The organism is Psychrobacter sp. H29 (assembly GCF_059073055.1).
In genome coordinates, this window is record NZ_JCACRY010000001.1 from 1,248,910 (window position 1) to 1,268,914 (window position 20,005).

Consider the following 20,005-nt stretch of genomic DNA (forward strand, 5'->3'; position numbering starts at 1 on the left):
TGATTTTTTATTATTGCTTTAGTCACTAACGATTGGATAAACAACTATCCAATGGAACGCCTACCTGCCTTAATCGTTTTTTGGCGTGCACGCTTGCCTTGACCAAACGCTTGAGTAATACGGTCAATGATAATGGCAACGATAACGATAGCCGTCCCTGCTTGTAGTCCTTGCCCGATATTGAGGGTTTGGATAGATTGCAATACATCCTCACCAAGCCCTGGGGCACCAATCATCGACGCCAGTACTACCATCGCAAGCGACATCATCACCGCTTGGTTGATACCTGCCATGATACTAGGCAACGCCTGTGGCAGTTTGATCCAAATAAGTAGCTGCAAATGCGTACTACCAAAAGAGCGTCCTGCTTCGACCATTTCGTGATTAACTTGCGTAATCCCTAGTATCGTCAGACGAATCAGTGGTGGCAGTGCATAGATAACCGTTGCAAACAATGCAGGCACTTTACCAATGCCAAATAGCATCAGCACTGGAATCAAGTACACAAAGCTTGGCATGGTCTGCATCACATCGAGTACTGGCGTCACAATCTTACGCAGTAGCTTACTGCCTGACATCGCAATGCCGATAGGAATGCCAATCACTACGGTGACCAATACTGATACGATAAGTAACGCCAAGGTATCAATTAATGCGCCCCATAATCCAAAGGCACCAATCAAAAACAGCCCCGCGCCGCATGCCAACGCAAACCAAATCTTGCGAACACCAAACCATGCCAGCACAGCCACCAAAGCGATAATCAGCCAAGGCGGAATGATGGTCAGCAATCGCTCGATAGGTAAAAGTAAATACGTAAGCGCGGCTGTGCTAAGAGTGCGAAATACGTCTCCATAATTTTGAACCACACTGGCCAAAGCGTTATTGAGCGGCGTCTCAAGTGACCATGAAGGGAATATTGATGCTTGGGCTGACCTATCGATGCTAGTGGTAGCAGTACTCTCAGTAATAGCACCATCTAAGCCGATACCTAAGTTTGAGGCGAGGTTGTTACTGGCCTCTTCAGACAACCACTCACGCCAAACGTCTGGGTTCTCACGCAAAAACACCAGCGCCTGCTCCTCTCCACTACGCTTCGTTTCGCTCATCTCTAAGATCGCACCATTGAGTTCATCAGGCGTAAACTGTACCTGCTCGAACACCTCTGCCAGCTCAGGATTAGATTTAATAAATGGCGTAGATACTGCGATGCCTAAAGGCGATACAGGAAAGCCTGATACACAGTCAGACGTACCGTCAGCAAGCAATAGATCTTGCCAGCAGGCATCTTTATGAGCAGGAAATTCCAACGCGGCAAAATCATACTTTGCCATGAGACCCGTGGGCTGCCAGTAATAGAATAATAGCGGCTTATGCTGCTCAAAAGCGGAGGCGATTTCGGCATCGAGCGCCGCGCCAGTACCAGGATGAGCATTATTAAAAATACTGTCTAGACCGGTGTTTTTTAGCAACCGTGTATTGAATATCTCGCATGTCCAACCGGAGGGACAGTTCATAAAGCGCGATTTATTTGGGTCTTCGGGATCTATAAATAGGTCAGCATATTTAGGCAAATCTTGATAACTGCGCAGTCCTGGGTTTTCTTCTAAGACGTATTTTGGGACGTACCAGCCTTGGGTCGCACCGCCTTTTAGCGTATCACCAATGACAGCGACTTTGTTTTGTGCAATAGCGTCCTCCATAATTGGTGAACGACCAATCCATTGCTCACCAATGATTTGGATATCGTTCTGCGACAGTGCCGTCTCTAGCGCAGGGCCTGCGCCTGGCACTTCCTCAACTGTACAATCATAGCCATCTTCTGCGATGTACTTGAGTACACCAGAGATAAATTGACCGCTCTCCCAAGTAAGTGCTCCAAACTTGATGGGTGATTCACAAGCTGCAGATGCTGATACGGGTAGCAACAGCGCGCTCATACACAGTAAACTTAACGCGATCCATTGACGCATGCTTTGTCCTATTTTTTTTGTATTAGCATGAAGTAAGCATCGAATCAGCAAAGCCTTATGATGGCATTTTGTGGTGACATATCGATCAATGACATTTATGAATCATGCAAATATTATCTACTGTTGTTTAGACTTACTACAAAGTGTATCGATTTATGTGAGTGATGACAAATGCTTATTTATCGATAGATGTCGTGGTTGCGATGATTAAATTTGATATCACAGAGGCAGATATCTTGGTACTAAACACTCTTTTTCTGATTGCGTTGATTAATTTTTGAACAAAAAAAACAGCACCTATCTAAATAGGTACTGTAAGTTGTAAAATATGAATTATAAAATCGTCTAACTAAGATATTTTTGAACCGTCTATTTTAGAACAAATATTTCAAAGGTATTTCTTTTAAAAAACAACCCTCTAGAAAAGATTATTTCAAAATTTGTCATTTTAGAAACTATCATTTTAGAAACAGCGCCATCGCCTTTTTAAACAGTCCACCATAAGGCGGCAGCAAGAAATTTAGACCATTAAGCTTGGTTTGTACAAAGACAGGCTTCATATGGCTTAAACGCTCAAAACCTGCTTTGCCGTGATATGCGCCTGTACCAGAGTCACCAACCCCGCCAAATGGCAAGTCGTGCTGGGCAACATGAATAATCACCTCATTAATACATAGACCACCAGAGACTGTATTATTACGCACATTCTCCACACTACTGTAGTTATCACTAAAGACATACAACGCCAATGGCCGTGGACGTGAGTTGACAAAATAAATCGCATCATCAAGGGTTTCGTAATGCACCAATGGTAAAATTGGGGCAAATATTTCGTTCTGCATGATATCGCTATCAGGTGCAGGCTCACTCACGATGACTGGCGGCATCAGACGTGTTTCTATATTAGGCTCCGCAGTGGTAAGGGCATGTATCTCATCACCAGTTAGTGCATCTAAATAGCCTTTGACCCGTTTGAACTGCTCACCATTGATGATACGCGAATAGTCCGGATTTTCTTCGATATTAGGATAGTGTTTTGCCATCCACTCTTTTGCTAAATGGATGAACTGGTCATGATGTTGACGCGGAATCAACACGTAATCTGGAGCAATACAGGTTTGACCGGCATTTAATGTTTTGCCCATCATCACGCGATTGACCACAGACTCTAAGTTGGCATCATCCAATACAATCACTGGTGATTTGCCACCGAGCTCAAGCGTCACTGGCGTTAAATTAGGTGCAGCAGCAGCCATTACCTTTTTGCCTACAGCAGTCGATCCTGTATAGAGCAGATGATCAAATGGCAACTCGCTGAAGGCTGCAGCAATATCAACCTCACCCAGTACCACACAGATCATATCTGGTGAAAAATAACGAGCAATAGCATCCGCGAACGCCTGAGCAAACTGCGGCGCCGCTTCGCTCATCTTGACCATGATTCTGTTGCCCGCAGTGAGCGCATCGATCATTGGGCCAATGGCTAGGTATAGTGGATAGTTCCAAGGCACCATAATACCAATCACACCCAACGGCTGCGGCTGGATCTCATTGTGTGCTGGCATATATAGGGCTGAGATAGGCGCGCGATGCGTCTTCATCCATTTTTTGCCGTGTTTTTTGGCATGACTAATACCCGTAAAGCTAGGGAACAGCTCAGCAAACTGGGTCTCTGATTGGCTGCGATAACCAAAGTCAGCACTGATCGCCTTTGCAAAGCTCTCTTGATTATCACTCAGCATCACTTCTAAATTATCCAGATGAGTCTCACGCTCTCTCCAGTCATTGATTGGCTGCGTACGACTCAACATCTGCAAGCGTGAAAACTGTGCTTTCATCTCATCGATAGTAGTAGCAGTGCTCAGTGCTTCGGGCATACGCTGTAGCACAGTTCGGGCATCAGCTGATGTCTGCTCAGGGGTGTGTTGATTGTTATCTGTCATTTTTCTTCCTTGTCGTAGTCGTTTATGCTCATATCATTTATGTTCATATATTATAATGCAGTCACGGTGCTATATTGGGTTATAGGTACGGTCTTACTAGGCAGACCTTTTTATTTTGTATTCAGGTCTATTTTATGATCAGCTCTATATAGTCCTATGTACTTTTGACTGTCTTACTTTTGAATGTCCTGCTGTTTACTATACTGCTTTGACTGTAGATTCTATCAAGTTCCATTTGTGCTACTTTAATGTAGCGCATCGACTGCGCAATGAACAGCATCTTTGATTGACTACAGGGTTTGTATCAATACTGTTTTTTGACCTTTAACGCAATGATATACAAATATTTTTAGCGCCTTCTCGCACTGCTTTTTTATGAGCGTCGACCACCTTTGTAGGCAGCGTGATAGCATATAATTTTGAGCGATAGTCGCCAAAACTGCTACACTGCCTATCTATACACTATACCTTTACGCCAAACCGTTATGCGCCTTTACACCAGACAATAATAAGACACTCTCATGCCAAACGACACGCAACAACTCAATGACACACTGATCAGTAAATCTCTATCAGCAGCCGACTACGTCTCTACGCTTAATGCGATGCTATCACGCACACTTGCTCGTATCGATTTAAAAAAACAACAAGAACAGCGTACCCCTGATGAGTTGTGGATCGTGGATCATAACGACGTCTATACACTCGGACAAGCTGGTAAAGAAGAGCACATATTACAGCGTACCGATACGCCCATTATAAAGACCGATCGCGGTGGTCAGGTGACATGGCACGGTCATGGACAATTAGTAATTTACTGGTTGTTTGACTTGGATAGCCTCAAATGGAGCGTACGTCATCTGGTCTCTCACGCAGAGCAGGCGATCGAAGATGTCGTCAACGACTGTTTGCATAGCTCAGCATCATCTAGTGATGACCACATCAGCGCTCATGCCCGACGTGATGCCCCTGGTGTTTATCTTTACGCTGACCCTACCGATACATCAACCAACAGCACCTCGTTTGATGACACACCTCTTGATCATAAAATTATGCTGGGCAAAATAGCCTCATTAGGTTTCAAGATTAAGCATGGCTTTAGCTATCACGGTATTGCGATTAACATCAATTGCGATTTATCAGCATTTAATGCGATCAACCCATGCGGGTATGCAGGTATGCAAATGCTACGCCTATCGGATTTTGTAGATATGCAAAAAGAGACACAAAACCGAACGGCTCAACAAGCAAGTGAGGCACTGAGCTATGACGTCGTTACTCAAAAACTCATCGACAATATTGCAAAACGCCATGCTGGTTTGATTAAATTACGAGCGATTGCACCTAAATAAACGCTTTGAGTCCATTTTTGCATAATCTTTTTTTGCATAATGTCTTGCACGCTTAGACTTACGCATTGTGAGAAAACTTGATTCAAACTTGCTATAATCGCATGCAGCATAAATCGGATGCCCCAATATGACGTTGTGGCACTCCAAGCTCAACCCCTTATTCAAACTTCTAAAACAAAAGCAAATTGGAGTATTTTATGGCAGATTTTAACAAAATCTTGGACGCAGGCGATGTAGACGGCGGCATTATTAACGCCGTTGTCGAGATTCCAACTGGTAGCAACCACAAAATCGAATGGAACCGCGAATTGGCGGTATTTGAGCTTGATCGTGTTGATCCACGAATTTTTGCAAAGCCTTGCAACTATGGTTTTATCCCGCAAACTCTTGACGAAGATGGCGATGAACTGGACTTGTTGATTCTAACCGAAGAGCCATTGACCACAGGTGTTTTCTTAAAAGCCAAAGTAATTGGTGTGATGAAATTTGTTGATGATGGCGAAGTTGATGACAAGATTGTTGTTGTTCCTGCCGATGACCGCAACAACAGCAACGCCTACAACAGCTTGGATGACCTACCAAAGCAAATCATCAATCAGCTAGAGTATCATTTCAACCACTACAAAGACCTGAAAAAACCAGGAACCACTGTGGTCGAATCATGGGGCGATGTCAGCGAGGCCAAAAAAGTCATCCATGAAGCCATTCAACGCTGGAAAGATCTATAATTTATCAAAAATTGGCATCAATGCTGACACAAGATAAATAATGAAATACCGCAATCATAATGTGATCGCGGTATTTTTTTGCTTGAATATTGTTTGTGTAACATGGTTATAATAAACCGACGATACTCTCCTACTCTATGTGGCATCTATTTGACACTAAGGACAACCATGTTTAATCCCGACCCTATCACAAAGCCCGTCAATACAAAGCTGCCCAAAGCAATCATTACAATGATCGAAAAAAACAACTTGGTCATGGCGATCAAAACATTGGCAGCTGATGAAAACATCAGTATGGACGAGGCCAAGGTACGGATTGATGCTTATGAGACCAAGCTAAAAATAGAGCAGCAGCAAAAGCTAAGTACCATTGCCAATAAACAAGGCATCCCCAATCAAGCCATCAGCTTCGATAGAGAACAAGACGTCGAAGAGGACTCTGGACCGCTAGTAAAAAATCGGGTCAAATCGACTAAATCAGAGCAAGGATTTAAAAGTCTACAAGCGGGTGTAGACAGTCAATTGAATGATTTGGGTTACAAAAAACCGTTACTCCCCTACTGGCTAAAACGCGTGCTCGTTATCGCTATCATAATGCTGGGTGTGTTTTGGATATTATGGCGGGTTTTTGGTTAAAAATTATATTGAATAAGCGCTTAACTTAACGGGCTTCATGTTTTCTATATCGTTCTTTGAACTAGAGCCTGTACCACTCTTCAATCGCTTGGTGCCCAGCATCCAGCCCGACATCATAGCTATAGCGAATTTTAGCTTTGTTCTTAGACAACCGGCTCGCCATATTTTTTAAGTCAGGTGGACAAATCTCTAAAAGCTTCTGTGTTGGCGATGTGTGCAAAAATTGCACAGCATTATTATAGCGTTGGGTTCGCGTCAATAAGCTTTGAGCAAAACCTTGGCGCTGCTTAGCATAGTATTTTGCCAGCAGCTTATCGCCTTTGAGACTCGCTTTATAGTAGTTTTTGGGGCGAGTACGTACAACCATCATCTTAGCGACGCGATCCTGATTGGCAGCCCAATGTACGGGTAAAGCGTCAGCCACACCACCATCAAAATAAGGCTCACCAAATATCTCAACGGCTTGTCTGGTCAGCACCGGGATAGAGCTTGATGCTCTTAATCCCTCCAGAATATTTTTTCTGCAAGCTTTGATGTAGGTTGCCTCTCCTGAAATAGCATGCGTCAATACCATATAAAATTCAGCATGATTGGCAAATAATTGTTCCTGATTTAGCGGGTATTCCTGTTCGACAACGTCCCACATCCACTTCAAATCTAATAAGTCACCGCCTCTAAAAAAACGACCATAACGAATAAATTCAGATCGAAGAGAGTGATCTAAGTAAATATGCAAGGTACGACCTTCTTGTGCAGCCAAATAGTTAGCGACGTTGGTTGAACCTGAGGAAACGCCCACACAAAGGTCAAAAGGATTGAACTGTTGCTGTAAAAAAGCATCTAAAACGCCACTGGTAAATGCGCCGCGCATTCCGCCACCTTCAACGACTAATGCCTGTCGATGTTGTTTGATCATTAAAAACCTCTGATAACTCACGCAGCGCACACTTACCAGCACACTAGATGAGAAAATATATACAAATAATTTTGAGTTTAGGGTCGGGCTCTCAAGTCATTATTATCGCCATAAGATACTTTGTAGTAAATAGTCATGGGTACATTCTGACTGATATGAATAACTGAACGTTATAGGTATCTAGGTACAGGAACCTACTATCACCTATTTATATTATCTGAGCATAAATAACAAAGCCAAACAGATAGATATTAGTTTGCTCAATCAATACTTTTGGTAACAAATACCAACTTTACAAAAATAATCCTAATACAAACAAACAGTCATAAAATGGACTTTTTTTTACCGTTTATCGGATAATCAACGATATAAGCCAGAAATACAAAAAAATACCGTCTTTATAATTGGCATTTGTTTATAAATAATATATATTCTATGTTGTTTTGGTTTTGGGGAGATACACTTGTGATAGTTTCTGGTGACAAACTTATATGCATCATTGGCAATCCTTTTTTTGAAGAAGGATCTATATATACGGTTGGCGATGTCGTGACCAAGGATTTATTTGAAATAAAAATAGGGCTCGACGAATACTGGTATGCCAAAAAATGCAACGAAAGGATATGTGTCCATTTTAACTCGAACGAAACGGCGATCAACGATGCATGGTTCCAGCAAGTCAAATAGGCGTTAAGTAGACTGACTGTAGACACCATTTTATAGCTCATAACCTAAAAACCGTCTGTAAATTACGGACTCCTTTGCTGACCCTCGAAGTTTTTATAGATAGCCATCGATAGTCTCCGATCACTCTCAAATAAATATTCTTAAAATCAAAAACAAATCGAAATATCATCTAAATATCTCTCTCACGGCAACCGAATAATCAAATAAGCTAATCATTAGATCACTCAAAAAGTCAGAAGCATAAAAAAGGATAACATCGTATCCTTTTTTTGTTTGCTTAAAAACTCAAAAAGTTTCTACTCTAGTGATATTCACCAGGCAAAATCTTAGCAAAAGCGCGTTGAGCAAGGTTTGGCTTGCTGTCTTTGGTCTGTGCTGCAGTAGAGCTTGGGAAGATACGATAACCAATCGACTGAATGCCGACGTTGAATGCTGGTACTAACGAATAGGTCGCTGATGCAAATTTACCCATATTACTAGCGATACTATTTGGCTTATCAACGATGGCTCTCGCGACCATCAATGCAGCTTCGTCTGGCATAAGCGCAGGCATATAACGATATAGCTTAGTTGGGGCAATCATAGGCGTACGTACCAATGGCATAAAGATATTGGTGACTTTAATGTTATCCCCTTTCACTTCTGCTGCTAGGCAACGACTAAAGGCATCCAATGCGGATTTTGATGCCACATATGCAGAGAAGCGAGGACTATTTGCCAATACACCAATTGACGATATATTGACAATCTGTCCAGTACGGCGGCCAATCATCGTGGGCAAAAACCCAAGAATAATCTTGACGGCACCGAAATAGTTAATTTCCATCGTACGTTCAAAGTCATGAAAACGGTTGACAGACTCATGCACCGAACGACGAATCGAGCGACCAGCATTGTTTATGAGGACATCGACATGTTTAAAATCAGTCAGAATTTTATCACTGGTTTTTTCGATCTCATCCATGTTGGTGAGGTCACATGGATAATAACTGGCTCTACCACCAAGTATTTCAATATTTTCTTTTACTGTTCTAAGCTTGTCTTCAGTACGTGCAAGCAAAATAACGTGGGCACCGCACTCACTTAATAAAAAAGCGGTACGCTCGCCAATACCACTTGACGCGCCTGTAATGATAATATTTTTACCTTTCACTGCTTTGGTTATTGCTTTTTTCGAGGGATTAGCCATAAAAAGTCCTTTTTGTCTGTCCTATGCCAATAAATATTCGTTTATAGCATAGCAAAAAAATATCGTATAAAGTGAACAAAACACCAGTAACTGACCGTTAGTACGATGATTATGCAAGTATGCAGTGGTATATAGTCATACAATAGCGGTAAGACTTAGCATTCTGCTATGTACTAATTGAGTTTGAGGAGGATATATTTTGATAGAAACGTTAACCCACTATATCGATCTAATTGCCAAAATAGTCGAAGTCATTGGAGTTCTTATAATGTTTTTTGGCATATTTTTTGCGTTTTATAGAGCATTTCGACTGCCAGGAGGCTTCAACCATAATACGTATGTCGATATCAGGCAGACTGTTGGTAAATCTATCCTATTAGGCCTAGAGGTACTGATCGCTGCTGATATCGTCGCTACTGTGGTCACAGAGCCATCGTTACGTAGCGTAATAGTATTGGGTATTATCGTACTTATTAGAACATTTTTGAGCTTATCACTACAGGTAGAGCTAGAAGGTCGGTTCCCTTGGCAAAAAGAAAAACCGTTGCCGAAAGAAAACCTCGCCACTACCCCTGCTGAGAATACGACACCTATCGATAAAGCATAGGAAACGATAAAGATACGCGTATGCAGTATCTGCTATACAAGTGTGATGATAGATACTAGATGAGCATAATAGCATCATTGTCTTCTACTACTCATGCGCCTGCAAAAAAGTCTCAACCACTCGAAATTGTCCAGCGGTGCTCTCTTCGCCATACATTGCTTGCCGAAAGGCGTTAGAGTTCGGAATACCTGTCGTATACCAAGCGATGTGCTTACGGGCTATACGGCAGCCAGAGTACTCACCATAAAATTCATAGAGCTCTTGTAGATGCGCCAGTACAATCTCTTTTATCTCACTGATACTTGGGGCATCCAGACGTTCGCCCGTACGCAAGAAATGCTCAATATCACGAAATATCCATGGCTGCCCTTGCGCCGCACGACCAATCATCACCGCATCACAGCCCGTCATCTCATAGACATGCTGGGCTTTTTGCGCGCTATCGATATCGCCATTAGCGATAACCGGAATACTGATGCTGTCTTTGACTTCTCGTATGAGCTCATAACGCGCTTCACCCGTATACATATCCTCACGCGTGCGCCCATGAATGGCAATCGCCGCAATACCAGCTTGTTCAGCACGCTTCGCTACTCGCAAAATATTCTCGCGACCATTCTCAAATCCCAATCTTGTCTTTAGCGTGACAGGGGCATCCACCGCATTGACTGCGGCATCTAATAGACGCGCGACCAAATCCTCATCTTGTAGCAGCGCTGAACCTGCCAGCCTACGGCAGACTTTTTTGGCAGGACAGCCCATATTAATATCAATGATCTGTGCACCGTTATCGATTTGATAACGAGCCGCTTCAGCCAATTTGTCAGGCTCCGCACCTGCTATCTGTGCAGAGATAGGGGCAATCTCATTATTAAAATTGGCACGATATAGCGATTTTTTGCGTGCATAGAGTGCCGTATCTGCGATAATCATCTCACTGACCGCATGACCTGCACCGAATGATTTGCACAGACGGCGAAAAGGGTTATCCGTCACCCCTGCCATCGGGGCAACCATCAGACGGTTTTCGATAGTCAGACCACCGATGACTAATGGCTGCAATAACGGATGGTCAGACACTGGGGCGGACGAGGATAAAACTGAAGAATCAATAGACATAAAAAAACGGCTTGATTTGTAAGGAAAACAAGCCGTTATTCTAAGGAATCTTATATTTATTGCAAGCTATTACGGTAAATAGCTTGCCTGATTTATAATTACTATTGACGCATTCATTCTGTTATTTATCGAGCACACTGCCCTGCTCTAGGGTGATATCCTCATCATGCACTTGCATACGCCATGGGAGACTATCAGGCGATACATTGAGGAAATGCAGGTACTTTTCGAACTGATCGATGATGTCGTTAATCACTGACTCAGACTGGTAGCCGTATAGATCATACGTTTGACCACCGCGGCGTAGATAGACCTCAGCACGGTGATGATACTCTTGCGGCAAGGTGTCTGCGGTGCCCTCAGTATAATAATCAGGCGCATCATGTTCAGATAAGCGCACTTCATACCAAAACTCAACATCATCGCCACGCTGCAACTCAAGTACCGCACGGTTATTGACTGCATCGTAATTGACTTCAGTCGTCCAACCTGTCTCTGCAAACTTAGATGACACTTCCATCATGGATGGCATAATCACTTCTTTGATATAACTCAAGACCTTATCGCGCGTTGGCTTGTCGGTCATGTAGTCAATACGCTCGCGCCATGCTGATGGTTTGAGTAGATGCGGTGGCAGTTTATTATTTTGACCGAGGCTTTGATTACGGTGACCTTCGATACGTAGGGCACGCCACATACCAAACATTGAGATTAGAATAATAATGGCAAACGGTAGCGCACTGACGATAGCTGCTGTTTGCAGTGCTGTTAGACCACCTGCGATCAAGAGTACCGCTGCTACGGCCCCTTCAGTCACTACCCAAAAGCTGCGCTGCCACCACGGCGTATCACTACGACCACCAGCCGCTAGTGAATCAATCACTAATGAACCTGAATCTGACGACGTCACAAAAAAGGTAATAATTAATAGAATAGTCAATGACGATACAAACTCAGTGAATGGTAGGTTTTCTAATAGTTTAAATAAAGCAATCGCTTGGTTGTCCTGTACATCACCAATGAGCGAGTTATAGCCATCGACCATAATCATATGTAGTGCGGTATCACCGAACACAGCAAACCAAAAGAACGTAAAGAACGTAGGTACCAGCATCACGCCCAATACAAACTCGCGAATGGTACGACCACGGCTAATCTTGGCTATAAATAGACCCACAAAAGGCGCCCATGCGATTGTCCACGCAAAAATAAACAGCGTCCAGCTACCGATCCAGTCGCTGTTCTCATAGGCCTGTAAGCTAAAAGTACGCTCAACGATATTGCCCAAGTAGCTTCCTGTATTTTCCATAAAGGCATTCAAGATAAAAATGGTCGGACCGACAATAAACACAAAAATCATCAGTGCTGTCGCTAGCACCATATTTAAAATAGACAAGCGTTTGACACCCTTGTCCATGCCTGCAAGCACAGACAACAGAGCCGCTGACGTCACTAATGCAATAGCAATCACCTGCACAGTGGTGTTCACTGGAATGAGATCTGGCAACAGGTAGTTGAGTCCCGCGTTGATCTGCGATACTGACAAACCGAGACTGGTCGCAATACCAAACATCGTGCCCAATATCGCAAATACATCGACCGTGTGACCGATAGGACCATGAATCTTGTCACCGATGATTGGATACAACGTTGAGCGTATCGATAATGGTAGACCGTGGCGAAATGCAAAATACGCCAGTGACAACCCCACTACCCCATAAATCGCCCAAATATGAAATCCCCAGTGAAAATAGGCAATTTGCATCGCTTCTTTTGCCGCCGCAATCGTTTGTGGCTCCGAGAGTGGCGGACTGGCAAAATGCATCACTGGTTCTGCTACCCCAAAGAACAGGAGCGCGATACCATAGCCTGCCGAAAAGAGCATAGCAAACCATTCAAGAAACTTGTATTCCGCTTCAGCATGGTCAGGCCCCAGCTTGATACTGCCATAGGACGAAAATGCTAATACGATAATAAACATCAAGAACAACGCCACTGCCAACATATAAAACCAACCGAACGTCTCAGTCGTAAAGGCAAGTACATCGTTGAATAAAGCACCTGCTGCTTCAGGATTGATCGCTGTACCAATGACCAGTAGCAGCATAATGATGGCAGCGGGTACAAAGACTGGTAATAAAATAGTAGAACGAGGTAATTTACTCATGAAAAGCGATTTCCCAAAAGTTGATTTTGCCTTTTTTATAGTTATTCATTGGTAAGGACAAAGGTGAATGTAAGATAGCTAATAGATAGTTTATGGTTGTGCGTTAAATCTAAATTAGTTAGTAATAAGTCGATTAACGATAAGTTAGTAAACACGCATCATATCTATCACATTCTTTTCAAAAACCCTAGACGACCAGCTGACTCGTAACATGACCTTAACGCTCGTTACATGACTATTACTAAGCAACAAAAAAGACAGCTTGCGAGCTGTCTTCTTATCTTGTACACCACTTATGTTAATGCGCTATGACTTAGACCTACCTATCGCTATAGATATTAAGGTCATAAAGCATGGTATTTATATCACAAAACATGGTACTGCGATTAAGCATCATTGATTGCTGCAGCAAGTTGCTTTGCAATATTGGCAAGTTCACTTTGATCCGCCTGTGTCACTGCATGGCGACCCAGCTCATGAATACTCGAGGGGATCAGATGTATGTGATAATGAAAAACCGTTTGACCTGATTGCGCACCATTCAACTGCATTTGGATGATACCTTCACGCTCGAACACTTGGCGCTGGGCTTGCATGACTTTCTTAGACGTCATCAAAACAGCCGAGGCATACTCTGGCTCAAGATTAGCCAAATCAGCTGTTTTTTGCTTAGGTATGACCAATACATGACCTTTTGCTTGCGGCATAATATCCATAAAGGCAAGGGTTTTATCGTCTTCATAAACCTTGTGGTATGGAATATCCCCGTCCAGCATTTTGGCAAAAATATTATTGTCGTCATAAGCAGTCTTTTGATTTACTTCAGTCATTATTTTTTCCTTTAAAAGTTTTATTATTAGTTAATTAATAGCTTAATAGCTATCAAAAATAGATAAAAGCGTCTGTCATATAGTGGACGAAATATGACTTTAGTACAAGTCAGCAATGTGAGTTCAAAGCGAACGAACCTCTAATAACTGAATTTTTTTACACACTTAAAAAAAATATTTTTCCAAAAAACGAACCAGCCATAAAAAAATCGGATACCAAAAACGATAAACAGATATAAACCGTTGATATATAAATTCTCGAACCATGCTTCTTGATCTATCAGACCTAATGTGAACCAGTTTGCATTGGTTAAAAAACCTAACATACCAATGGTCATAAAAAATCCAAAGATAAGTGACCAAGCGCAGCTACGTAAAAAAGACATGACGCTATGAATATTTCTGGGGTCAATTTGCTGCATTCCCATAAACTTTAGCGGCTTCCACAATACAATCGACAATGCCGCTAAGATAGGAACAAACATGACCACTCGAATAAAGTGGTAAAACATTGCCGCATCTCCAAATGGGGAAGCCAAAAACGCCCATTCGTCGCCAAACTGTTGCTTCAGTTTGGTATCTGCACTATTACCACTAAAATACAGATTAAAGAATTTTCTATTCTCACTAGTCGGAGGCAGCGCCAAATTATTATGTATCCAACCAATGCACATATTGACCCAGTCAGGCTGCCACACTAGGCTCAGATCTCTTATCCAGCAGCGGGTATACAATATATCGAAGAGTATGAATACAAATAAAAATGCCAGTGATAGTGTTTCTAATCGGTTAGGTGGCAACTTGCCATTGCTAGTAATCTGCTTATGTACCTGCTCTCTTTGCTCAATATCCTCTATGCTGTCTAGCGTTTCATACACTTTGGCAGTGGCTTGAAACAGGTACGCATTTTTGCCTTTTATCAGCCGATACCAAAATTTAGGAACGCTTAATGCGACACACAGGATTAAAAACCATACCGTATTAAATGCTAAATTCTGCAAATCATTGAATACAGGTATGCGTATACCGATAGAAAACAAACCAACGAAAAACCAAAATAGGCAGATGAGTAAGTAGTAGAAGAGGTATTCTTCATAGAGACGATTTGATGTTATCCACTCTTGAATAGATTCGTTATCGGAAGGGGTTTTCATTAATTACTCTATCTATATACTTATCTAAAAATTCGGTTATATTCTACATTCTTTTAACAAACAAAATACGACTAGTTCATAATTGACTATTTACCCAATGATATTCTTTTATTAGCATAAATCACTTCCTCAGATCACCAATTTATTGGCTAGTCATGCCTTTTAAATGTTATATTAACCCTCTATTTTAACAACGCTATGTTTATGGATTTGCCTACTTTGCCGACCAATACATCAGACAACTCAGATAGCCTAGATAACGGCGACCCTTCTTCAATACTCAATGATAATGCCCAAACGTCTGGGGCAAATATCCCTATATCTGACAGCATTGCTTCAGAACAACCCAATGCTGAATCTGAAAATATGACTCAGACCATCGACCCAAACGCCATCATCTTGGCAGAAGCGTTGACAGACAAAGCCATCAGCTGGCAAATACATAACTGTAAAATCATAAAAAAGACGGTCACTCAAGACTTACCACTACCTTTTCTATATCACTATGATAGCTTAGACGATACCATCAAACAGGCGCACCCCCTTACGCCTGAACTTCTGACTCAATTCAATACGCCTATGTCAGCTCAAGAGGCTGCTAACTTAATTGGTATTAATCAAGAGTTATTGACCAGTCCTTGGCATGTAAAGGTAATTGGCTCATTAGTCGTGTTTAGTGAAGCATTGCAGTTAGCCGTACGGCTACATTGGACCAATACGGGCAAAGAGACGCAGCAGGTATATACCAAAGATGCCACAGATGCGATTACCGCAGCTTTTAAAGACTGGCAATTTTTTGGTCGCGTAGATGTCCTTTATAAGAATAACAAGCAGACATTGATCAGTATTGATGAGCAAAATCCCAGTACCCCAGCATTACCTACCGAATCACTGCTAACGATTGGCGCAAGTAGCGACTATCAAAAGCTTTTAGCCACTCATGCACTGGCAGCTATTGTCAAACTAGAAGCTGACAAAGCTGATTTACCTTGGTTTGACACAGCCATATTGGCGCGTCTTGAATAATCTTTTTTACTCACCTTTAGCGGTTCTGGAACCATTATTATTAGCATATTATTTTAAGTTATTCATATCTAATGGTATGGTAACGACTTAGTATTATTCACTAGTCCTCACTCTCTATAAAAAGCACACTATCCCTATTAAAACTGAGGGTGCAAATTTTAACAACTCCGCCTATTTGTAAGGAATATCACATGGATTATCGTTCAAAAACCTCTACCGGCGGTCGTAATATGGCAGGTGCGCGTGCATTATGGCGTGCAACTGGTATGACTGACGGCGACTTTGGCAAACCAATCATTGCGATTGCTAACTCTTTCACCCAGTTTGTACCTGGTCATGTGCATCTAAAAGATTTGGGACAACTGGTCGCACGTGAGATTGAACAAGCAGGCGGCGTGGCAAAAGAATTCAACACCATTGCCGTTGATGATGGCATTGCGATGGGTCATAGCGGCATGTTGTATTCACTGCCAAGTCGTGATTTGATTGCTGATTCGGTCGAGTATATGGTCAATGCTCACTGTGCTGACGCGCTCGTTTGTATCTCAAACTGCGATAAGATCACTCCAGGTATGCTGATGGCTGCCATGCGCCTGAATATTCCAGTAGTATTCATTTCAGGTGGACCAATGGAAGCAGGCAAAATCCTAGCCAGCACCGTCGGTAAGAGCCACAATACTGATAGTAATGACAGCAGTGCTGTTCGTAAACTCGATCTGGTCGATGCTATGATGGACGCTGCTGATGACAGCATTAGTGATGAAGATGTGGCCGCTATCGAAGCCTCAGCCTGTCCGACATGTGGTTCGTGCTCTGGGATGTTCACTGCCAACTCTATGAACTGTCTTACGGAAGCCTTAGGATTGGCACTACCAGGTAATGGCTCACTGCTAGCGACCCACTCACTGCGCCGTGAGCTGTTCTTAGAAGCAGGACGTACTATTGTCTCACTTGCCAAACGTCGCTACGAGCAAGATGATGACTCAGTCTTACCTCGCTCAATCGCTAGCAAAGCCGCCTTTGAAAACGCGATGACATTAGATATCGCGATGGGCGGCTCGACCAATACTATCTTGCACTTATTAGCCGCAGCGAACGAAGCAGAAGTTGACTTTAAGATGTCAGATATTGACCGCCTAAGCCGCGGTGTGCCCTGTCTGGCAAAAGTCGCCCCTGCCTCACAAAAGTACCATATGGAAGATGTGCATCGTGCTGGCGGCGTGTTTGCGCTATTGGCCGAGCTTGACCGTGCAGGATTAATGAATACGGACGTTCCGACCATTCATAGCCCAACGATGAAAGCGGCGATTGATAAATGGGATATCATGAATACGGACAACCAAGAGGCACGCGCACGCTATCTAGCCGCGCCTGGTGGCGTACGTACTACTGAGGCGTTTTCACAATCAAAAGAATGGTCAAACCTCGATGTCAATCGTGAGTCTGGCTGTATCCGCAGTGCCAAACATGCTTACTCGCAAGATGGTGGCCTAGCTGTACTGTATGGCAACATTGCCGAGCGTGGCTGCGTGGTCAAAACCGCAGGGGTTGATGAAAGCATCTTAGTATTTACTGGGCGTGCACGTTTATTTGAGTCTCAAGATGATGCGGTTGCCGCGGTATTGGATGACAAAATCGTTGCCGGTGATGTGGTCATTATCCGCTATGAAGGCCCTAAAGGCGGTCCTGGTATGCAAGAGATGCTTTATCCAACCACGTACTTGAAGTCAAAAGGACTGGGTAAAGAATGCGCCCTACTCACCGATGGTCGTTTCTCTGGTGGTACATCAGGTCTCTCAATCGGTCATGCCAGCCCAGAAGCTGCTGAAGGCGGGGCGATTGGTCTGGTTGAAGAAGGCGATACTATCCATATTGACATCCCTAATCGTACTATCAACATGCAGGTTAGCGATGCTGATTTGGCAACTCGCCGTGAAGCCATGGAAGCTCGTGGACGCGATGCGTGGAAGCCTGTCAGTCGTGAACGATACGTGACCCCTGCACTACGTGCTTATGCCGCCATGACTACGAGTGCCGATACTGGTGCCATACGCGACGTGAGCCAAGTTGAGCGCTAAGCCCTGCTTGTGCCGTTAACATTAAAAAGCTACTTGTATCATTTATTAAGCCTGCGCTATGCAGGCTTTTTTTTCACCAAAAAACAACGCAGTAATCGTTTTGATAACTATTTCTTTCGGTAATAATCGTTTTTTATCGGCATGATAAGTCTTACCGTTAGACAAAGTTTTTATTGATATAGACTTTCATCAGCTTCAAAAAGCTGTATTCAAAACAACACCCTAGAACTGGCATTTAAAACCTAACAACGTGCGCAAACCTTATGATTGAAAAATATAACTTATTCTTATTGATTTGCGGTATCGCCTTTTTATTAGGGGCATTATTTCCTGTCATCTTTAAGCGTAACTTTATCTCCTTACCCATGCTACAAGTTAGCTTTGGTTTGATGATGGGCTATTGGTGGACCTCTCTTTCCTTTTTGGACCCTATAGACAATGGCATGCTCATCGAAAAGCTAACTGAGATCGTGGTATTGGTTTCGTTGGTTGGTGCGGGTATCAAGATTGATACCGAGCTCTCTTGGCAGTTATGGCGACCTACTGTCAGGCTACTGCTGATCACCATGCCCATTGGTATCTTTGCAATGGCAGTGTTAGGTTACTACGCGTTTGGTTTAAGCCTAGGCGCTGCTATATTGTTAGGGGCAGTATTGGCACCTACCGACCCTGTCTTGGCATCGAGCATTCAGGTTGGACCGCCTAATACTGGTGGAGAAGACACACCGCGCTTTACGTTAACGTCAGAGGCAGGATTAAACGATGGGCTTGCTTTTCCCTTCGTCTATTTGGCCATCAAAATTGCAGAAGCCTTTAGTGAAGGACAGGCCTTTACCTACGATATGCTATGGTCGTGGTTCACTCATGATGTCTTGTGGAAGATTGGCGCAGGCGTCGTTGTTGGTGTCTTGGTCGGCAAAGCGATGGCCAAAGTCGTGTTTTCTAAACATACTCGTGACACGACTATCTCACAGGGGTATGTTGTTATTGCACTCACCTTAGTCGCCTATGGTGTCGCAGAATACGTACACAGTTATGGGTTTATCGCAGTTTTCGTTGCAGCTTTCGCCTTTCGTCGTTCAGAGTGTGAGCATAGCTATCATCAAAAACTTCACGACTTTGCTGAGCAGTCAGAAGGCTTGCTGATGTCGCTGGTGCTGGTGATTTTCGGTATGTTCTTGGGCCAAGGGTTACAGTCTGGGATTGAGCTGACATGGCGTGTCTATATCGTCAGCTTTACTTTTCTATTACTCATACGTCCGATTGGGGGGTTCATCGCCTTATCGGGACTTAACTTACCGCATACCGAAAAATACGCAATCTCAGCACTGGGCATTCGTGGTATTGGTACGCTGTACTATCTGTCTTATGCACTCAATCAAGATTTTTTTGCTGATGAAGATGCACTCAAACTATGGATTGTCTGCTCAATTGTGATTTTGGCCTCTATCTTTATCCATGGTTTAAGTGCTGCTAGGCTCCTAAAACTAACCCCTCAAAAGTCCAGTTGATTATTCATACTGGATTTATTTTTAATAAAGCTGTTTGGGCAAAATCAGTTTGACTACAGCAACTGTTTAAGAGCACGTTAATTTGAGAG

The 20,005-nt window shown here is 43.1% G+C and carries 15 protein-coding genes; 7 read left to right on the top strand and 8 right to left on the bottom strand.

Features of this window, described 5'->3' with window-relative positions; all coding sequences use genetic code 11:
- Nucleotides 1-44: 44 nt before the first annotated feature.
- Both AC5JP1_RS04895 and AC5JP1_RS04900 read right to left on the bottom strand, forming a co-directional pair.
- Nucleotides 45-1,973: a glycine betaine ABC transporter substrate-binding protein gene (locus tag AC5JP1_RS04895; protein ID WP_493843364.1), complete on the bottom strand. Its 1,929-nt coding sequence runs from the start codon at nucleotides 1,971-1,973 to the stop codon at nucleotides 45-47.
- Between the two features lie 458 nt (nucleotides 1,974-2,431).
- On the bottom strand, nucleotides 2,432-3,916 hold the full coding sequence (locus AC5JP1_RS04900) for a coniferyl aldehyde dehydrogenase (RefSeq protein ID WP_493843365.1): 1,485 nt from the start codon (nucleotides 3,914-3,916) through the stop codon (nucleotides 2,432-2,434).
- Nucleotides 3,917-4,437: 521 nt separating this feature from the next.
- On the opposite strand from AC5JP1_RS04900, the gene lipB reads away from it, so the two are divergent.
- From lipB to AC5JP1_RS04915, 3 genes are all read left to right on the top strand, one after another.
- Nucleotides 4,438-5,268 carry a lipoyl(octanoyl) transferase LipB gene (lipB, locus tag AC5JP1_RS04905; protein ID WP_493843366.1) on the top strand — a complete coding sequence of 277 codons (831 nt, stop codon included), beginning with the start codon at nucleotides 4,438-4,440 and terminating at the stop codon, nucleotides 5,266-5,268.
- A 197-nt stretch (nucleotides 5,269-5,465) separates the two neighbouring features.
- Nucleotides 5,466-5,996 (top strand): inorganic diphosphatase, encoded by a 531-nt coding sequence (locus tag AC5JP1_RS04910; RefSeq protein ID WP_443524214.1) that lies wholly within the window; start codon nucleotides 5,466-5,468, stop codon nucleotides 5,994-5,996.
- 168 nt (nucleotides 5,997-6,164) lie between these two features.
- The gene (locus tag AC5JP1_RS04915) at nucleotides 6,165-6,632 is read left to right on the top strand and encodes a hypothetical protein (RefSeq protein WP_493843367.1); all 468 of its coding nucleotides are present in this window, start codon (nucleotides 6,165-6,167) and stop codon (nucleotides 6,630-6,632) included.
- Nucleotides 6,633-6,693: 61 nt separating this feature from the next.
- On the opposite strand, the gene AC5JP1_RS04920 is transcribed toward AC5JP1_RS04915, so the two are convergent.
- Both AC5JP1_RS04920 and AC5JP1_RS04925 read right to left on the bottom strand, forming a co-directional pair.
- Nucleotides 6,694-7,548 carry a patatin-like phospholipase family protein gene (locus tag AC5JP1_RS04920; RefSeq protein ID WP_493843368.1) on the bottom strand — a complete coding sequence of 285 codons (855 nt, stop codon included), beginning with the start codon at nucleotides 7,546-7,548 and terminating at the stop codon, nucleotides 6,694-6,696.
- 988 nt (nucleotides 7,549-8,536) lie between these two features.
- Nucleotides 8,537-9,424 (bottom strand): SDR family NAD(P)-dependent oxidoreductase, encoded by an 888-nt coding sequence (locus AC5JP1_RS04925; RefSeq protein ID WP_493843369.1) that lies wholly within the window; start codon nucleotides 9,422-9,424, stop codon nucleotides 8,537-8,539.
- Between the two features lie 268 nt (nucleotides 9,425-9,692).
- On the opposite strand from AC5JP1_RS04925, the gene AC5JP1_RS04930 reads away from it, so the two are divergent.
- Entirely contained in the window at nucleotides 9,693-10,031 is a 339-nt protein-coding gene (locus tag AC5JP1_RS04930) for a DUF1622 domain-containing protein (protein WP_493843370.1), read from the top strand.
- Nucleotides 10,032-10,118: 87 nt separating this feature from the next.
- Here AC5JP1_RS04930 and dusB read toward each other — a convergent pair whose 3' ends face one another.
- The 4 genes from dusB to AC5JP1_RS04950 all read right to left on the bottom strand — a co-directional run bounded on the left by dusB (nucleotide 10,119) and on the right by AC5JP1_RS04950 (nucleotide 15,301).
- Nucleotides 10,119-11,150 (bottom strand): tRNA dihydrouridine synthase DusB, encoded by a 1,032-nt coding sequence (dusB, locus tag AC5JP1_RS04935; RefSeq protein ID WP_493843371.1) that lies wholly within the window; start codon nucleotides 11,148-11,150, stop codon nucleotides 10,119-10,121.
- A gap of 121 nt (nucleotides 11,151-11,271) precedes the next feature.
- Nucleotides 11,272-13,317, bottom strand: coding sequence for a BCCT family transporter (locus AC5JP1_RS04940; RefSeq protein WP_493843372.1), 2,046 nt, complete (start codon nucleotides 13,315-13,317; stop codon nucleotides 11,272-11,274).
- 386 nt (nucleotides 13,318-13,703) lie between these two features.
- Nucleotides 13,704-14,147 carry an HIT family protein gene (locus tag AC5JP1_RS04945; protein WP_493843373.1) on the bottom strand — a complete coding sequence of 148 codons (444 nt, stop codon included), beginning with the start codon at nucleotides 14,145-14,147 and terminating at the stop codon, nucleotides 13,704-13,706.
- A gap of 140 nt (nucleotides 14,148-14,287) precedes the next feature.
- Nucleotides 14,288-15,301: a hypothetical protein gene (locus AC5JP1_RS04950; protein WP_493843374.1), complete on the bottom strand. Its 1,014-nt coding sequence runs from the start codon at nucleotides 15,299-15,301 to the stop codon at nucleotides 14,288-14,290.
- Between the two features lie 204 nt (nucleotides 15,302-15,505).
- Between AC5JP1_RS04950 and AC5JP1_RS04955 the strand changes: the two genes are divergently transcribed.
- From AC5JP1_RS04955 to AC5JP1_RS04965, 3 genes are all read left to right on the top strand, one after another.
- The gene (locus AC5JP1_RS04955) at nucleotides 15,506-16,327 is read left to right on the top strand and encodes a hypothetical protein (protein WP_493843375.1); all 822 of its coding nucleotides are present in this window, start codon (nucleotides 15,506-15,508) and stop codon (nucleotides 16,325-16,327) included.
- 191 nt (nucleotides 16,328-16,518) lie between these two features.
- Nucleotides 16,519-18,405, top strand: a complete 1,887-nt coding sequence (ilvD, locus tag AC5JP1_RS04960) for a dihydroxy-acid dehydratase (RefSeq protein ID WP_493843376.1) — start codon at nucleotides 16,519-16,521, stop codon at nucleotides 18,403-18,405.
- A gap of 263 nt (nucleotides 18,406-18,668) precedes the next feature.
- Nucleotides 18,669-19,916 (top strand): cation:proton antiporter, encoded by a 1,248-nt coding sequence (locus tag AC5JP1_RS04965; protein ID WP_493843377.1) that lies wholly within the window; start codon nucleotides 18,669-18,671, stop codon nucleotides 19,914-19,916.
- The last annotated feature ends 89 nt before the right edge of the window (nucleotides 19,917-20,005 follow it).

What these genes read in the sequence shown, in the direction of transcription:
- AC5JP1_RS04895 (WP_493843364.1), bottom strand. Translation starts at nt 1,973, where the DNA reads ATGCGTCAATGGATCGCGTTAAGTTTACTGTGTATGAGCGCGCTGTTG.
- AC5JP1_RS04900 (WP_493843365.1), bottom strand. Translation starts at nt 3,916, where the DNA reads ATGACAGATAACAATCAACACACCCCTGAGCAGACATCAGCTGATGCC.
- lipB (WP_493843366.1), top strand. Translation starts at nt 4,438, where the DNA reads ATGCCAAACGACACGCAACAACTCAATGACACACTGATCAGTAAATCT.
- AC5JP1_RS04910 (WP_443524214.1), top strand. Translation starts at nt 5,466, where the DNA reads ATGGCAGATTTTAACAAAATCTTGGACGCAGGCGATGTAGACGGCGGC.
- AC5JP1_RS04915 (WP_493843367.1), top strand. Translation starts at nt 6,165, where the DNA reads ATGTTTAATCCCGACCCTATCACAAAGCCCGTCAATACAAAGCTGCCC.
- AC5JP1_RS04920 (WP_493843368.1), bottom strand. Translation starts at nt 7,548, where the DNA reads ATGATCAAACAACATCGACAGGCATTAGTCGTTGAAGGTGGCGGAATG.
- AC5JP1_RS04925 (WP_493843369.1), bottom strand. Translation starts at nt 9,424, where the DNA reads ATGGCTAATCCCTCGAAAAAAGCAATAACCAAAGCAGTGAAAGGTAAA.
- AC5JP1_RS04930 (WP_493843370.1), top strand. Translation starts at nt 9,693, where the DNA reads ATGTTTTTTGGCATATTTTTTGCGTTTTATAGAGCATTTCGACTGCCA.
- dusB (WP_493843371.1), bottom strand. Translation starts at nt 11,150, where the DNA reads ATGTCTATTGATTCTTCAGTTTTATCCTCGTCCGCCCCAGTGTCTGAC.
- AC5JP1_RS04940 (WP_493843372.1), bottom strand. Translation starts at nt 13,317, where the DNA reads ATGAGTAAATTACCTCGTTCTACTATTTTATTACCAGTCTTTGTACCC.
- AC5JP1_RS04945 (WP_493843373.1), bottom strand. Translation starts at nt 14,147, where the DNA reads ATGACTGAAGTAAATCAAAAGACTGCTTATGACGACAATAATATTTTT.
- AC5JP1_RS04950 (WP_493843374.1), bottom strand. Translation starts at nt 15,301, where the DNA reads ATGAAAACCCCTTCCGATAACGAATCTATTCAAGAGTGGATAACATCA.
- AC5JP1_RS04955 (WP_493843375.1), top strand. Translation starts at nt 15,506, where the DNA reads ATGGATTTGCCTACTTTGCCGACCAATACATCAGACAACTCAGATAGC.
- ilvD (WP_493843376.1), top strand. Translation starts at nt 16,519, where the DNA reads ATGGATTATCGTTCAAAAACCTCTACCGGCGGTCGTAATATGGCAGGT.
- AC5JP1_RS04965 (WP_493843377.1), top strand. Translation starts at nt 18,669, where the DNA reads ATGATTGAAAAATATAACTTATTCTTATTGATTTGCGGTATCGCCTTT.